We start from the raw sequence: 14,853 nt of genomic DNA, 5'->3' as shown, positions 1-14,853 counted from the left end.
CCGGTGCCCCGTTCTTTGCTGGGGCGCATGCTGTTGCTGACGCTGCTGGCAGTGTTGTTTGCCCAGGCGCTGTCCAGCGTGATCTGGGTCTCGCAGTTGCGCGCCACCCAGCTCGAAGGCCTGGTCACCAGCGCCCGCAGCCTGGCGCATTCGATGACCGCCAGCGTGAGTTATTTCCGTTCGTTGCCGGTGGCCTACCGTCCGTTGGTCCTCGATCAATTGCGCAGCATGGGCGGCACGCGTTTTGTCGTGACCCTCAATGATCGCCCCTTGGACATGGCCATCCTGCCGCAGACCCCGCGTAAGCAGGCGGTGCTTGAGGCGGTCGATGAAGTGCTGAAACAAACCCTCGGCGCCGATGTGCATATCTCGGTGGAGTTCGTCAGCGCCGAGGACCTGCGTATCTTCAATGCCGGCCTCAAACTTGATGAACTGCCGCGTTCCTGGGCCCACTACGCACTGACCCTGGAGCCGGTAAACCCGCCGGTGCTGGTCACTCAGATCCAGCTCGCGCCCGGTGAATGGCTGTACATCGCCTCGCTATTGCCCGAGCCCTACACCAGTCTGGAAGAACAAGGCCTGCCGTCCCAGCAGGTGTGGTTTATCGTGCTGACCAGCGGTTTCCTGTTGCTGTTCATCGGCCTGCTGGTGCACTGGCAAAGTCGCCCTCTCAAGCGCTTGGCACGGGCCGCGCGGGACATGTCGCTGGGCGCCGACGTAGAGCCGGTGGCCGAAGGTGGCGGCAGCGAAGTGGTGGAAGTGGGCCGTGCGTTCAATGCCATGCGCGAGCGCATCAGCCGTTACCTGACCGAGCGCAGCCAGTTGTTCAGCGCGATTTCCCACGACTTGCGCACACCGATCACCCGACTGCGCCTGCGCGTGGAATTGCTGGAAGACGAGAACCTGCAAACCAAGTTTGGCCGCGACCTGGATGAGCTGGAGTTGTTGGTGAAGGGCGCGCTGCAATGCGTGAAAGACACGGATATCCACGAAAATATCGAGCCGGTCGACCTGAACCATGTGCTCGACTGCCTGGTGGAACCGTACCTGGCGCCGAACGGCAATGGTCGCGTGACCCAGCATGGCCGGGCGTTGACGACGTATCCGGGCAAGCCGCTGGCGCTCAAGCGTTGCATCGGCAACCTGATCGACAACGCATTGAAGTACGGGCAGAACGCCCATCTGCGCATCGAAGACGATGGCGTGGAATTTATCCTGCATGTGGATGACGAAGGCCCCGGTGTGCCCGAGCAACGCCTGGAGCAAGTCTTCGAACCGCACTTCCGCCTGGCCGGGCAGCAACAGGGCTACGGGCTGGGGCTGGGGATTGCGCGCAACATTGCCCATAGCCATGGCGGGGAAGTGAGTCTGCAGAATTTGCGTGAGGGTGGGTTGCGGGTGACCCTGCAACTGCCGCGCACTCTCGACTAAATGCTCTGGCGCAGCCGGGCCAAATCTCTGAGGGGCGGCGCCCCAAACAACCGACTGTACTCGCGGCTGAACTGCGACGGGCTTTCATACCCCACGCGATACCCGGCCGCCGACGCTTCCAACCCTTCGGCGATCATCAACCGCCGCGCTTCCTGCAAGCGCAGTTGCTTCTGGTACTGCAACGGGCTCATGGCGGTGATCGCCTTGAAGCGGTGGTGCAAGGTCGAGACGCTGAGGTTCACTTCCTTGGCCAGGTCGTCGATGCGCAGCGGTTGCTCGTAGTTGCCGTTCAACCATTTGATCGCCTGGCTGACCCGATGGCTCTGACTGTTGGCCACGGCGATTTCATACAGGCGATAACCCTGGGGACCCCGCAACAGGCGATAAAGAATCTCGCGGTTGATCAGCGGCGCCAGCATGGCGATGTCTTTGGGCGAGTCCAGCAGGCGCGCCAGGCGCAGCACGGCGTCGAGCAGTTGGCCGTCGATGCGGTCGACATACATGCCACGGGAGGTCGGGCGCGACGGCACCCCCATCGGGCCTGCCTCTGCGATCAAGGCCGTTAGCTGCGCCGGGTCGATATTGATGCGCACCGACAGGTTCGGGTCTTCCGGGGTGGCCTCGATGATCCGCCCAGCCACCGGCATCGCCACCGAGAACACCAGGTAATTGAGTGGGTCGTAGGCAAAGATCTCGTCAGCCAGGCGCACTTCCTTGCTGCCGCTGGCCAGGATGCACAGAGCGGGCTCCACCAACACCGGCATGAAGTCACGCGGCGTGTTGTGGCGGTTCAGGAACAAGGTGGTGATGGCGGTACCGTAGGAGCCGTCCTCCCAGGTATGCCGGTGCACGATGCTGGCCAGTTCGGCGCGCTGCTTTTCCATCTCGGCATCGAGGGGGATGGCTTTATGTTCGGGCGACGACATGGAGCGTCCTCTACTGGCTACTTCGATGGGTTCAGCTTAGCGGCGGCTTTTCAAAAAGTGTTACGTCGATTCTGCACAATCCTTGCCTGATCCTGCGGCGCATCGTGAATCAGGCAATCGCAACACCTGTCATCTCCCTGAAACAAGGCGTTGGCCCATGGAATAAAACAGCTGCGCCAGACGTCCTCTCTACGCTTCTCGCAGGATTGTGCAATAAGCCGACAGGAATTGACTAACCGCGCCCGCACTCGCGCCGTTATCTTTGATCCTGTGGCAACACGCCCTCACAGTGCTTGCCGAGCATCACTTCTCAACGGGAGAGTCGAACATGTCCACCCCCATTCCCGCGAGCCATATGGCCTTTATCCGCGCCCGCACCGGGTGCAGCACCGAACTCGGTGCACGCTTGAGCAGTTTGATCGAACCGGGCCGTCAGGCTCAGGGTTGCCTGCAATTCTCGTTGCAGCATTCCCAGGTCGATCCAGATGTCTGGTTGATCTCCGGTTTCTGGAGCAGTGAGGAGGCGATGAGCGCCTACTTCAACTCACCAGCCCTGATGATCCTGACCGAGTTGTTGAACGACATGGTGGTCCGCAGCATGGACTTCCAGACCTTTACTGACGCATCCGCTGCACACGCCTATGGCGAGTACCTGCAACTCGCCGGCTGAAGGTCTAGAATGGCCGACTTTCCATTGGCCAGGACCTGCAACATGGCACGTAAACAATTTGCCCACCACGAAGCCGTTTCCGCCGTAGTACCAGGGGAGGGTGGCTACAGCGCCGCCGTCGCCGTCAAGGCACTGGATGGCATGGGCGCACCGCGCTTTCACAAGATCCTTGATGGCCAGACGTTCAAGACCGCCTCCGACGCCGATGATGCGGCCACCCTGCAATTGGAGCGGTTGGTCGATGTCGACGAAGAAGGTCAGTTGGCGTGGGCGGCTGAATCCTAAGCCTTGGGTCGATGCATCTTGAACAGGGCCTCAGGGCCCAACTGGAAGTAATCCGCCGGGCCGCCACCGCGCAAAATCGGCTCGGCGGCGGCGGTGTCGTAGATGCCGTCCTTGAGCAGCCATTTGGCAATGTGCACCGCGACCACTTCGCCGAGCACCAGCCAGCTAGGCACCAATGCTTTGTCGGCGCGCTGAAGCTGGATGATCTGCGTCACCTTGCACTCGAACGACACCGGGCTCTCGCCCACCCGTGGCACGCCCACGATCTTGGAAGCGACCGGCGTCAGGCCGGACAATTCGAACTCATTCACCTCGGGTGATACCGGGGCGCAACTCTGGTTCATCTGCTCGGCCAGCGGGCGGGTCGCCAGGTTCCAAACAAACTCGCCGGTCTGTTCGATGTTGTTCAGGCTGTCTTTGCGCCCGACACTGGAAAACCCGATGATCGGCGGAATGTAGTTGAACGCGTTGAAAAAACTGTAGGGCGCCAGGTTCAGGCGGCCTTGGCTGTCGTGGGACGAAATCCAGCCAATGGGCCGGGGGCCGACGATGGCATTGAACGGGTCATGAGGCAGGCCGTGGCCGTTGGCGGGTTCGTAGAAATGGATATCGTCGGACATGGCCGGGGTTCCTGGTGCGCAGTTCTGGGAGGCGGTCATAGTGCACTGCACAGTTGGTGGTTTTCAAAACAAAAAAAGGGCTGTGTCATCTGCTGACACAGCCCCTTTTGCATTGCAGGTGAAACGTCAGTCCGTGGTAATGCGCGAGTGCTTGCGCGTGTCCTTCATGGTCACATAGACCACCAGCGACACCGCGATACACGCGGTCACATACCAGTAGTAACCGGTTTCCATGCCGATGCTCTTGAACCACAGCGCGATGTATTCAGCGGTGCCGCCGAAGATCGAGACGGTCAGGGCGTACGGCAGGCCTACGCCGAGGGCGCGGATTTCGGTAGGGAACAGCTCGGCCTTCACCACGGCGTTGATCGAGGTGTAGCCGCTGACGATGATCAGCGCCGCCATGATCAGGAAGAACGCGCCCCACCAGCTCTGGATGGTGTGCAGGGTGGTGAGGATCGGCACGGTGAACAGCGTGCCAAGGATGCCGAAGGCGATCAGGATCGGCCGACGGCCGACTTTGTCCGACAGCCCGCCGACGATGGGTTGCAGGCACATGAACAGGAATAGCGTCGCCGCCGAGATGGTGGTGGAGTCGGAAATGCTCATGCCGACCGTGTTCACCAGGTATTTCTGCATGTAGGTGGTGTAGGTGTAGAACGCCAGGGTGCCGCCCATGGTCAGGCCGACCACGGTCAGTAGCTCCTTGGGATGGCGCATCAAGGTGCGCATTGCGCTTTCCTTGGCTTTTTCCTTCTTGGTGAACGATTCGGTTTCTTCCATGCCACGACGCAGGTACAGCGCGACGACTGCGCACAGTGCGCCGATGGCGAACGGGATACGCCAGCCCCACGCGTACAGTTGCTCGGTGGTCAGCAGTTGTTGCAGCACGATCAGCACGGCCAGGGCGATGAGCTGGCCGGAGATCAGGGTTACGTACTGGAAGCTGGAGTAGAAACCACGGCGTTCCTTGGTCGCCATCTCGCTGAGGTAAGTGGCGGAGGTGCCGTATTCGCCGCCGACCGACAGCCCCTGCAGCAAACGGGCGAACACCAGCAGGATCGGCGCACCGATACCAATCATTTCATAGCCTGGGCTCAGGGCAATCAGCAGCGAGCCGAAGCACATCAGGTAGACCGAGGCCATCAAGGCCTTTTTACGCCCGACCTTGTCGGCATACAGGCCCATCAGCCAGCCACCGATCGGGCGCATCAGGAAGCCCACGGCGAAGATTGCGGCGGTGTTGAGCAGTTGGGCGGTGGTGTCGCCTTTCGGGAAGAAGGCTTTGGCGAAGTACAGCGAGAACGCGGCGTAGACGTACCAGTCGTACCACTCGACCATGTTGCCGACGGAACCACTGAAAATCGATTTGATGCGGCTGGAGGTAGTGCGCTCTTTCGTCGGCGCGGCCGCCGACCCCAGAGGCAGGGCGTTGGAGTTATCCATTGAAGGATCCTTCATCTAGTTGTTTTTATGGAGCGGCGCGTGCGCAGCCTGACTCGAGCTATAGCAGGAGCTGTGCCAGATGGATGAAGGCCCGGAATAGAAGGGTTGCAGGTTTTTATTGAGCGGAAAGCCGCTGATGATTTTCAGGTGATGAGCGGAAATCCGCTCATTCGTCCTTCAGGAACATGTCGCGGGCGAGCCCGTGGCGCTGCATCTTTTCATTGAAGGTACGGCGTGGCAGTTGCAGCTCGGCCAGCACGGCCTTGATATCACCCTTGTGCCGGGTCAGCGCGGCTTTCAGGCAGTGGGCTTCGAAGGCCTCCTGCTGAGCGGCCAGGGATTGCCCGGCCTCGATGCCTTCCGGTTCCGGCTCGCCAAGGCCGAGTACCTGGCGTTCGGCGACGTTGGCCAGTTCGCGCACATTGCCCGGCCAGTCGTGGCTGAGCAGGCGCCCCAGTTGCGCGCCGCTCAGGGGCTCGACGTTGCGGCCCAGGCGCTCGGCGGCACTCTGTGCAAAGTGGTCGAACAGCAACGGGATATCTTCGCGGCGTTCACGCAAGGGTGGCAGGCGCAATTGTGCGACGTTCAAGCGATAGGCCAGGTCTTCGCGAAAGCGCCCGGCGCGGGCCTCTTCCAGAAGGTCCGGCTTGGTCGCGGCGATGATGCGCAGGTCGACGTGGATACTTTGGTTGGAGCCCAGTCGCTCCAGTTTCTGTTCCTGCAACACACGCAGCAGTTTCACCTGTTGGGCCAGTGGCATGCTTTCGATTTCGTCGAGGAACAGCGTGCCACCGTGGGCATATTCCAGTTTGCCGATGCGCTTGCCCTGGGCGCCGGTAAACGCGCCGCTTTCGTGGCCGAACAGCTCGGCTTCAAACAACTGCTCGGGGATGGCGGCGCAGTTGAGCGCGACAAAGGGTTTCTTCGACCGAGGGCCAAAATCATGCAGGCAACGGGCGACCATTTCCTTGCCGCTGCCGGTCTCGCCACGGATCAGTACGTTGACCGGCAGGCTGGCCAGGTCCAGCACCTGGCGGCGCAAGGTTTGCAAACCTCGCGACACACCCAGCAGGGTCGTTTCCAACTGCGCCCGATGATCGGCCTGTTGGTGCAGGCGTCGGTTTTCCAGGATCAGCCCGCGTTTGTCCAAGGCTCGGCGCAGGCTGTTGAGCAGGGCGTCGGGGCTGAAGGGTTTCTCCAAAAAGTCGTAGGCACCGTCGCGCATGGCCTCAACCGCCATCGGCACATCGCCGTGGCCGGTGAGCAGGATGACCGGTAAATCGGCATCGCGACGTTGCACTTCGGCCAGCAGTTCGAGGCCGCTGAGTCCGGGCATGCGCACATCGCTGAGGATCACACCGGGGAAATCCTTGGGCAATTGCGCCAGGCATTCCTCGGCGCGGCTGAATAGCTGCACCTCGAACCCCGAGAGGCTCAGCCATTGCTCGACGGCCGTGCGGATGCTTGCTTCGTCATCGACCACAATCACCGCGTTCAACATAGGTCGGGCGTCTCCAGCGCGATAGGCAGCGTCAGGGTGAACACCGCGCCGTCGCCACGATTGCCGGCGATCAGGCGCCCACCCAATTCGTGCACGATAGCGTAGGACACCGCCAGCCCCAAGCCGAGGCCATCGCCCACAGGCTTGGTGGTGAAGAACGGGTCGAACACACTGTTCAGGTGCTCGTCGGCAATCCCGCCGCCGCTGTCGCTGACGGTCAGTCGCCACAGCTGTTGGTCGGCATGCAGGCGGATTTCCAGGCGTTTACGCGGCTTGTCGGCCATGGCATCGAGGGCGTTGCGCAGCAAGTTGATCAGAACCTGTTCCAGGCGGATCGCATCGCCGCGCACCCAGGCGGGGCGGGTCAGGTCCAGCACCACGCCGATGGATTCATCGCGCAGGCGCGCATCGAGCAGGTGCAGCGACTGGTCGACCACGGTGGCCAGGTCCAGGCGTTCACGCAGGCCGCTCGGGCTTTTGCGCGCGAAGGTCTTGAGGTGGCCGGTGAGGGCGGCCATGCGCGTGAGCATGTCGTCCAGTGGCGTGAGTGCTTTGTAAGCATCATCGACACGGCCGTGATCCAGAAGCAGGCGCAAAGTGGCCAATTGCATGCGTTGGGCGGTGAGTGGCTGATTGATTTCGTGGGCGAGGGCGGCGGACATCTGTCCCAGCGCCGCCAGTTTGGCAGATTGCACCAGGCCATCCTGGGCCGTGCGTAGCGCCTGGGTGCGTTCTTCCACCAGTTGCTCAAGCTCTTCGCGACTGCGCTGGCGCAAGCGGGCCAGGCGCCAACGTTGGGTCAGGAACAGCACCAGGAACACCAGCGCCAGCCAGGAACCGGCGGCGGCCAACCCGGCGTTGCGCTGATCTTCAAAGGCGACCTGCGGCTTGCGCAGCAGGTGCAGGGTCCAGCCTTCGGCCTTCAGCGGCAGGGATTCCCAGATGTAATTGGCACTGCCATCCGGACCGTTGACGCGCATCAAATGGCTGTTTTCGTCGAAGCGTTGCAGAGTGCTGGTTTCGAGTGCCTGCAGTTGTTTTTTGTCGTACTGGCGAGTGGCCTTGAGCTCGGCCAGGTCGCTGGCCGTCAACGGTCGCAGGTTGCGGTAACGCCAGCCGGGTTGATTGGCGATGAACACGATGCCACGCGCATCGCTGACTAGCAGCAGGTCATTGCCCTGGGCCCATTCGCGCTCAAGTTCGGGGAACTCCAGTTTCACAACCATCGCACCGAGGAACTGTTCGTGTTCGTCGACCACCGCGCTGGAGAGGAAGTAACCGGGGATGCCGGTCGTTACGCCCACCGCATAGAAGCGCCCGGTGCCCTGGCTCAAGGTCTGGCTGAAGTAGGGGCGAAACGCGTAGTTGTGCCCCACATAACTGCTCGGCAGGTTCCAGTTGCTGGCGGCCACGGCCAGGCCGGTGCGGTCCATCAATTCCAAGGTGGACGACTGCGCCGCGCCGTTGATGCGCTCCAGTTTGCGGTTGAGCAGGTCCTGGGTCGCGGTATCCAGCGGGCCCTTCAAGGCATTGATCATCTCCGAGTCCAGCGCCAGCACCGCAGGCAGGGCGCGGTAGCGTTCGATCAGGGTATGCAGCGAGTTTGCGTACAGCGCGAGCTGCTGATTGGCACGGGCGGCGTCGTCCACCAGCGCCTGGCGTTCGGCATGGCGCGTGGCCCAGGCTGCGGCCAGTAGCGCGCCGGCGATTATCAGCAGGGAATAGAAGGTCAGGCGCAGGGGGCGAGGGATCACGATCATACGGTGAGGGGCAGGCACGGTAAGGGAGTGCACCATACCATGAGCCATAAAAAAGGCGACTGGGCCATGGCCACAGTCGCCTTTATGTTTGCAGGGGAAGCGCTTACTGCACTTCTACCGCCAGGCTTTCACTGATCTTTTTCTGCCAGATGGCAGGACCGGTGATGTGCACGGATTCGCCTTTGCTGTCGACAGCAACGGTGACCGGCATGTCCTTCACGTCGAACTCGTAGATCGCTTCCATACCCAGCTCGGCGAAGGCCACCACGCGCGACTTCTTGATGGCTTGCGCCACCAGGTAGGCGGCGCCGCCCACGGCCATCAGGTACACGGCCTTGTGGTCCTTGATCGCTTCGATCGCAGTCGGGCCGCGCTCGGATTTGCCGATCATGCCCAGCAGGCCGGTTTGCTCGAGGATCTGACGGGTGAACTTGTCCATCCGCGTCGCGGTGGTCGGGCCGGCTGGGCCAACCACTTCTTCGCGCACCGGATCAACCGGGCCGACGTAGTAGATGAAGCGACCTTTCAGATCAACCGGCAGGGTTTCGCCCTTGTTCAGCATCTCGACCATGCGCTTGTGCGCGGCGTCGCGACCGGTGAGCATCTTGCCGTTGAGCAATACGGTTTCGCCCGGCTGCCAGCTCTGCACTTCTTCCGGGGTCAGGGTGTCGAGGTTGACGCGACGGGCCGATGGGCCGGCTTCCCAGACGATTTCCGGGTAGGCGTCCAGCGGTGGGGCTTCCAGCGATGCCGGGCCCGAACCGTCGAGCACGAAGTGCGCGTGACGGGTGGCGGCGCAGTTGGGGATCATGCACACCGGTAAGGATGCGGCGTGGGTCGGGTAGTCCATGATCTTCACGTCGAGCACGGTGGTCAGGCCACCCAGACCCTGGGCGCCGATGCCCAGTTGGTTGACCTTCTCGAACAGCTCCAGGCGCATCTCTTCGATACGGTTCTGCGGGCCGCGCTTTTTCAGCTCGTGGATGTCGATGGATTCCATCAACACTTCCTTGGCCATTACCGCGGCTTTCTCGGCGGTGCCGCCGATGCCGATGCCGAGCATGCCCGGTGGGCACCAGCCGGCGCCCATGGTCGGAACGGTCTTCAATACCCAGTCAACGATCGAGTCGGACGGGTTGAGCATGGCCATTTTCGACTTGTTCTCGGAACCGCCGCCCTTGGCCGCCACGTCCACTTCCACGGTGTTGCCCGGGACGATGGAGTAGTGGATGACCGCCGGGGTGTTGTCCTTGGTGTTTTTGCGCGCGCCTGCAGGGTCGGCCAGGATAGAAGCACGCAGGACGTTTTCCGGCAGGTTGTAGGCGCGACGCACGCCTTCGTTGATCATGTCGTCCAGGCCCATGGTGGCGCCATCCCAACGCACGTCCATGCCCACGCGCACGAACACGGTAACGATACCGGTGTCCTGGCAGATCGGGCGATGGCCGGTGGCGCACATGCGCGAGTTGATCAGGATCTGGGCGATGGAGTCACGGGCCGCTGGCGATTCTTCGCGCAGGTAGGCTTCGTGCATGGCCTGGATGAAATCAACGGGGTGGTAGTAGGAAATGAATTGCAGGGCGTCGGCAACGCTCTGAATCAGGTCGTCTTGCTTGATCACGGTCATGAGTCGCGCTCCTCTATAAGGGAACATTCAATAAAGGTGGGCTCAGTGTTGCATCGGTCGGCTGAGCTCACCTTTCCAAGGCACGCCAAAATGGTGCAGGCGCGACGCTAAAAAGGCGCGGCAGTATAACCCGGCTCGGTGGCCGATACACCCGACTATGGTCAAACTGTCGCAGGCATGATTCCCTGTGCGCGCCCCTTGTGATTGAGCCCTTATATGCCTGAACTCTACGTCGGCGAACGCCATTGGTCGGTATCTTACGGCAGCAACCTGCTGGATGCCTTGAACCAGGCCGGTGTGGCCGTGCCCTACAGTTGCCGCGCCGGCAGTTGCCATGCGTGCCTGGTGCGATGCCTGGGGGAGGTCGAGGACAAACAACCCGAGGCCTTGAGCCCTGCGCAACGCCAGGACGGCTGGCGCTTGGCTTGCCAGTGCCAGGTCAGCGGGGACCTGCGCGTTGAAACCTTTGACCCGACGCGTGACGGGTTGCCGGCCCAGGTGCTGGGTGTGGATTGGTTGAGCCCGAGCGTGCTGCGCTTGCGTCTGCAACCCGAGCGTGGCTTGCGCTATCGGGCCGGGCAGCATCTGGTGTTGTGGGCGGGACAAGTGGCACGGCCCTATTCCCTGGCGAGCTTGCCTCAGGAAGACCCATTCCTGGAATTTCACCTCGATTGCCGTCTGCCTGGCGAGTTCAGTGATCTTGCTCGCCAGTTGCAGCTGGGCGACCGTCTGCGTCTGGGCGAATTGCGCGGTGGTGCGCTGCAATACGATCCTGACTGGCAAAGCCGGCCGTTGTGGCTGCTGGCATCCGGCACCGGCCTTGGCCCTCTTTGGGGGGTGTTGCGTGAGGCCTTGCGCCAGGATCATCAGGGCGACATTCGCGTGATTCACCTGGCCCATGATGCGCAGGGGCATTACCTGGCTGAACCCCTAGCGCAGCTGGCGGCACAGCATCCCAACGTGACGGTGGAATTGTGGACGGCGGCGCAGGCGACTCAGGCATTGGCGCAACTGCGGCTTGTTTCGCGGCAAACTCTGGCTTTACTCTGCGGGCACCCGGCCAGTGTCGAGGCGTTTTCCAAGCGTCTGTTCCTGGCGGGCCTGCCGCGCAATCAACTGCTGGCCGATGTGTTCCTGCCCCGTGGTTGAGCGCTGAATTCTACAGCCGCGAGATTCGCCATGACCGATGCCATCCTGCAACACCGCGAGCGCGGGTTGCTGACCTTGCAGCTCAATCGCCCCGACAAGAAAAACGCCCTGACCCGCGCCATGTACACGCAACTGGCCGAGGCCCTGGAGCAGGCCCGATGCGGATGAGGCCATCCGCTGCGTGCTGATCCAGGGCAGCAGTGACTGTTTCACCGCCGGCAACGACATTGGCGATTTTCTTGAACAGCCGCCCAGTGATCTCGACAGCCCACCGTTTTACTTCATGAAAAGCCTGCTCAACTGCCGAAAACCGGTGATTGCCGCCGTGGCGGGCGCTGCGGTGGGCATTGGCACGACCCTGCTGCTGCATTGTGACCTGGTTTACATCAGCCGTGATGCGCGGCTGCGCATGCCATTCGTCAACCTGGGGCTGTGCCCGGAGTTTGGTTCAAGTCTGATCCTGCCGAGGTTGTTGGGGCACGCGAAGGCTGCGGAATTATTGCTGCTGGGCGAAGGCTTTACCGGCGAGCAGGCGGCAGCCTGGGGGATTGCTACCGAGGCGCTGGGCAGCGGGGAGGCGGCGTTGGCCAAGGCGCGGGAAATGGCCCAGCGCTTTGAGACCTTGGCGCCGGGGGCTGTGCAGGTGACCAAGCAATTGATGAAGAGCGTTGACCGTGAGCAATTGCGCCAGGTGATTGAGGAAGAGGGCGCTTTGTTTGTCCAGCGGTTGAAGTCGCCGGAAGCGATTGCGGCGTTGTCGGGGTTTATCAACCGGTCCTGAGAAAGCAAAAAGCCCCGCCATTCACAGGGCGGGGCTTTTGTTTTTCAGCGTGTCACTCAGACCTGTGGGTCGCCCACGTGCAGGATCTTCATGCCATTGGTGCCACCGGTGGTGTGGTAGCTGTCGCCCTTGGTCAGGATGACCCAGTCGCCTTTCTCTACGACGCCACGCTTGACCAGCTCGTCGATAGCTTTCTGGCTGACTTCGTTCGGTGCCAGCGAAGCCGGATCGAACGGAACGGTGTACACACCACGGAACAGCGCGGTGCGCGCCTGGGCTTCGCGGTGCGGGGTGAACGCGTAGATCGGCACCGAGGAACGGATGCGCGACATGATCAACGGCGTGTAGCCACTTTCGGTCAGCGCGATGATCGCCTTCACGCCCGGGAAGTGGTTCGCGGTGTACATGGCCGCCAGGGCGATGCTCTGGTCGCAGCTTTCGAACTCTTTGCCGATGCGGTGGCTGGAGGTCTTGCTGGTCGGGTGCTTTTCAGCGCCGAGGCAGATACGTGCCATGGCTTGCACGGCTTCCAGCGGGTACGGGCCAGCGGCGCTTTCGGCTGAGAGCATCACGGCGTCGGTGTAGTCGAGCACGGCGTTGGCCACGTCGGACACTTCGGCGCGGGTCGGCATCGGGTTCTGGATCATCGACTCCATCATCTGGGTCGCCACGATCACCGCTTTGTTGTGACGGCGTGCGTGCAGGATGATCTTCTTTTGGATACCGATCAGCTCGGCGTCACCGATTTCCACGCCCAGGTCGCCACGGGCAACCATCACCGCGTCGGAAGCCTTGATCAGGCCGTCGAGGGTTTCGTCATCGGCCACGGCTTCGGCGCGTTCGATCTTCGCCACCAGCCAGGCAGTACCACCGGCTTCGTCGCGCAGTTTACGAGCGTATTCCATGTCGGCGGCGTCGCGCGGGAAGGACACGGCGAGGTAGTCCACTTCCATTTCGGCGGCGAGCTTGATGTCGGCCTTGTCTTTTTCGGTCAGGGCCGGTGCGGTCAAGCCACCGCCACGACGGTTGATGCCTTTGTGGTCGGACAGCGGACCACCGATCAGCACGACGCAGTGCAGTTCAGTCGGGGTCGCGGTTTCGACGCGCATGACCACACGGCCATCGTCCAGCAACAGCTCGTCGCCGACGCCGCAGTCCTTGACCAGGTCCGGGTAGTCGATACCCACGACTTGCTGGTTGCCTTCGGTCAACGGGTGGCTGGTGGAGAAGGTGAATTGATCACCGATCTTCAGCTCGATCCGCTTGTTGGCGAATTTGGCGATACGGATTTTCGGGCCTTGCAGGTCACCCAGCAGTGCGACGAAGCGGCCGTGCTTGGCGGCCAGGTCACGCACCAGCTTGGCGCGAGCCTTGTGCTCGTCCGGGGTGCCGTGGGAGAAGTTCAGACGGGCAACGTCCAAACCAGCCAGAATCAGCTGTTCGAGGACTTCCGGCGAGTTGCTGGCCGGGCCAAGGGTGGCGACGATTTTGGTACGACGGACGGACATGCACAGACTCCTGAGTTCAAGCGCTGAGGAAGGCTACTATGCTCTTTCGTTGTAGTCATTGTTCGTTTGCACTACTTATCGACGATTGACTTGTTTTCGTTGTGGCGGAATACGAACATCCCTGAAGATTTTCGACGGGGGGTCGATACACTGCACAAGACAGGAGAACCCTCATGCGAATTTTGCTCATTGCTGCCCTGGCCGTCAGTGTTGTCGGCTGCACCCGCTGGTCGATGGACCATCACCTGAACAATGCCTACCGCGCCTACAAGGTCGGTGACTGCGAGCGCGTTACCCTGGAATTGTCCCAGGTCGACCGTGAAAGTCGCACCCGACGTTATGTACAGCCGGAAGTCTCGATGTTGCGCGGCCAGTGCCTGGAACGGCAGAAACTGTTCGTCGACGCGGTACAGACTTATCAATTCATCATCAATCAATACCCGTCGAGTGAGTACGCCTACCGTGCCCGCGCGAGGCTCGACACCCTGCAACAACTGGGGCATTACCCCGGTGCAAGCGTCGCGCAACCGCGTCCGGCGTCCTTGTGATGATATTCGTCATTCAATAACTGGCCCGTCGCCAGTCTTGGGCTATTCTTTGAATGTTCGTTTGTATAAGTTTCTTTGCAAACGGATGTTGGGCCCGGACTGGGTGGCTGTCTAGCGGCAGGCAATTGCCTGTTGTCGCCCCCAGATCCAGGGAGAGTGGGCGACGTCGCCCGTTCCGAATCACTGGCACGGCCGCAGTTATGGCCACTGGATGGCGATCTCACCATGTTTACCGACCGACGGATCGAGCGGCATCAGCTTCCTTATTTCCTGCAAGTGTTTAATCGTCTCACCGACAAGCCCATCGGGTTTTTGGGCAATGTCTCGGAAGACGGGCTGATGTTAATCAGCCAATTGCCCATGATGGTCGACGTGGACTTCGAACTGCGCTTGAAGATTCCAGGCGCTGACGACACTTTCCACCCCATCGATCTCACGGTGACCTGTCTGTGGAGTCATGAGGACATCAACCCGCAACACTACGATTCCGGGTTCAGGGTGCTCCACGCACCCGAAGAATATGGGCAGTTGATCAACGTCTTGTTGAATTACTTCAGCTTTGATCCGTTGCAGGCTTCGGCGTAGATGAATAACGTTGGCG

The 14,853-nt window shown here is 61.5% G+C and carries 13 protein-coding genes and 1 pseudogene; 7 read left to right on the top strand and 7 right to left on the bottom strand.

Annotated elements, in window-relative coordinates; translation table 11 throughout:
- The first annotated feature begins 3 nt into the window (after positions 1 to 3).
- On the top strand, positions 4 to 1,431 hold the full coding sequence (locus AYR47_RS00715) for an ATP-binding protein (RefSeq protein WP_161630237.1): 1,428 nt from the start codon (positions 4 to 6) through the stop codon (positions 1,429 to 1,431).
- On the opposite strand, the gene AYR47_RS00710 is transcribed toward AYR47_RS00715, so the two are convergent.
- Positions 1,428 to 2,357 (bottom strand): AraC family transcriptional regulator, encoded by a 930-nt coding sequence (locus tag AYR47_RS00710; RefSeq protein WP_016975491.1) that lies wholly within the window; start codon positions 2,355 to 2,357, stop codon positions 1,428 to 1,430. The genes AYR47_RS00715 and AYR47_RS00710 overlap by 4 nt on opposite strands.
- A 328-nt stretch (positions 2,358 to 2,685) precedes the next feature.
- On the opposite strand from AYR47_RS00710, the gene AYR47_RS00705 reads away from it, so the two are divergent.
- Positions 2,686 to 3,027 (top strand): antibiotic biosynthesis monooxygenase family protein, encoded by a 342-nt coding sequence (locus tag AYR47_RS00705; RefSeq protein WP_028617774.1) that lies wholly within the window; start codon positions 2,686 to 2,688, stop codon positions 3,025 to 3,027.
- Between the two features lie 42 nt (positions 3,028 to 3,069).
- A complete protein-coding gene (locus AYR47_RS00700; protein WP_033898533.1) occupies positions 3,070 to 3,312 on the top strand; it encodes a hypothetical protein in 243 nt (80 codons plus the stop codon).
- Here the strand turns inward: AYR47_RS00700 and AYR47_RS00695 are convergent.
- The 5 genes from AYR47_RS00695 to AYR47_RS00675 form a co-directional block, all read right to left on the bottom strand.
- Positions 3,309 to 3,932, bottom strand: a complete 624-nt coding sequence (locus AYR47_RS00695; protein ID WP_033898532.1) for a flavin reductase family protein — start codon at positions 3,930 to 3,932, stop codon at positions 3,309 to 3,311. The genes AYR47_RS00700 and AYR47_RS00695 overlap by 4 nt on opposite strands.
- Positions 3,933 to 4,058: 126 nt before the next feature.
- On the bottom strand, positions 4,059 to 5,378 hold the full coding sequence (locus AYR47_RS00690; RefSeq protein WP_033898531.1) for an MFS transporter: 1,320 nt from the start codon (positions 5,376 to 5,378) through the stop codon (positions 4,059 to 4,061).
- Between the two features lie 166 nt (positions 5,379 to 5,544).
- Entirely contained in the window at positions 5,545 to 6,879 is a 1,335-nt protein-coding gene (locus AYR47_RS00685) for a sigma-54-dependent transcriptional regulator (protein WP_033898530.1), read from the bottom strand.
- A complete protein-coding gene (locus tag AYR47_RS00680) occupies positions 6,873 to 8,639 on the bottom strand; it encodes an ATP-binding protein (protein WP_033898529.1) in 1,767 nt (588 codons plus the stop codon). The genes AYR47_RS00685 and AYR47_RS00680 overlap by 7 nt, the downstream gene beginning before the upstream one ends.
- Before the next feature lie 103 nt (positions 8,640 to 8,742).
- Positions 8,743 to 10,266 (bottom strand): fumarate hydratase, encoded by a 1,524-nt coding sequence (locus tag AYR47_RS00675; protein ID WP_016971118.1) that lies wholly within the window; start codon positions 10,264 to 10,266, stop codon positions 8,743 to 8,745.
- A gap of 216 nt (positions 10,267 to 10,482) precedes the next feature.
- On the opposite strand from AYR47_RS00675, the gene AYR47_RS00670 reads away from it, so the two are divergent.
- Both AYR47_RS00670 and AYR47_RS00665 read left to right on the top strand, forming a co-directional pair.
- The gene (locus AYR47_RS00670) at positions 10,483 to 11,415 is read left to right on the top strand and encodes an iron-sulfur-binding ferredoxin reductase (protein WP_061433923.1); all 933 of its coding nucleotides are present in this window, start codon (positions 10,483 to 10,485) and stop codon (positions 11,413 to 11,415) included.
- A 30-nt stretch (positions 11,416 to 11,445) separates the two neighbouring features.
- Positions 11,446 to 12,196: pseudogene (locus AYR47_RS00665) on the top strand (enoyl-CoA hydratase-related protein).
- 56 nt (positions 12,197 to 12,252) lie between these two features.
- Here AYR47_RS00665 and pyk read toward each other — a convergent pair.
- The gene (gene pyk / locus AYR47_RS00660) at positions 12,253 to 13,704 is read right to left on the bottom strand and encodes a pyruvate kinase (RefSeq protein WP_010208055.1); all 1,452 of its coding nucleotides are present in this window, start codon (positions 13,702 to 13,704) and stop codon (positions 12,253 to 12,255) included.
- A 173-nt stretch (positions 13,705 to 13,877) separates the two neighbouring features.
- On the opposite strand from pyk, the gene AYR47_RS00655 reads away from it, so the two are divergent.
- Together AYR47_RS00655 and AYR47_RS00650 are read left to right on the top strand one after the other, a co-directional pair.
- A complete protein-coding gene (locus AYR47_RS00655; protein ID WP_025854787.1) occupies positions 13,878 to 14,252 on the top strand; it encodes a hypothetical protein in 375 nt (124 codons plus the stop codon).
- 225 nt (positions 14,253 to 14,477) lie between these two features.
- The gene (locus AYR47_RS00650) at positions 14,478 to 14,837 is read left to right on the top strand and encodes a PilZ domain-containing protein (RefSeq protein WP_033898648.1); all 360 of its coding nucleotides are present in this window, start codon (positions 14,478 to 14,480) and stop codon (positions 14,835 to 14,837) included.
- Positions 14,838 to 14,853: the final 16 nt, after the last annotated feature.

Origin of the sequence: Pseudomonas azotoformans (assembly GCF_001579805.1) — a bacterium.
GTDB classification, from domain to species: domain Bacteria; phylum Pseudomonadota; class Gammaproteobacteria; order Pseudomonadales; family Pseudomonadaceae; genus Aquipseudomonas; species Aquipseudomonas azotoformans_A.
The sequence above is the reverse complement of the archived record's forward strand: the minus strand, read 5'-3'. Positions and strand labels throughout refer to the sequence as shown.

Coding starts and splice junctions, on each gene's coding strand:
- AYR47_RS00695 (WP_033898532.1), bottom strand. CDS start 3,932: ATGTCCGACGATATCCATTTCTACGAACCCGCCAACGGCCACGGCCTG.
- AYR47_RS00710 (WP_016975491.1), bottom strand. CDS start 2,357: ATGTCGTCGCCCGAACATAAAGCCATCCCCCTCGATGCCGAGATGGAA.
- AYR47_RS00705 (WP_028617774.1), top strand. CDS start 2,686: ATGTCCACCCCCATTCCCGCGAGCCATATGGCCTTTATCCGCGCCCGC.
- AYR47_RS00670 (WP_061433923.1), top strand. CDS start 10,483: ATGCCTGAACTCTACGTCGGCGAACGCCATTGGTCGGTATCTTACGGC.
- AYR47_RS00650 (WP_033898648.1), top strand. CDS start 14,478: ATGTTTACCGACCGACGGATCGAGCGGCATCAGCTTCCTTATTTCCTG.
- AYR47_RS00690 (WP_033898531.1), bottom strand. CDS start 5,378: ATGGATAACTCCAACGCCCTGCCTCTGGGGTCGGCGGCCGCGCCGACG.
- AYR47_RS00685 (WP_033898530.1), bottom strand. CDS start 6,879: ATGTTGAACGCGGTGATTGTGGTCGATGACGAAGCAAGCATCCGCACG.
- AYR47_RS00700 (WP_033898533.1), top strand. CDS start 3,070: ATGGCACGTAAACAATTTGCCCACCACGAAGCCGTTTCCGCCGTAGTA.
- AYR47_RS00680 (WP_033898529.1), bottom strand. CDS start 8,639: ATGATCGTGATCCCTCGCCCCCTGCGCCTGACCTTCTATTCCCTGCTG.
- pyk (WP_010208055.1), bottom strand. CDS start 13,704: ATGTCCGTCCGTCGTACCAAAATCGTCGCCACCCTTGGCCCGGCCAGC.
- AYR47_RS00675 (WP_016971118.1), bottom strand. CDS start 10,266: ATGACCGTGATCAAGCAAGACGACCTGATTCAGAGCGTTGCCGACGCC.
- AYR47_RS00655 (WP_025854787.1), top strand. CDS start 13,878: ATGCGAATTTTGCTCATTGCTGCCCTGGCCGTCAGTGTTGTCGGCTGC.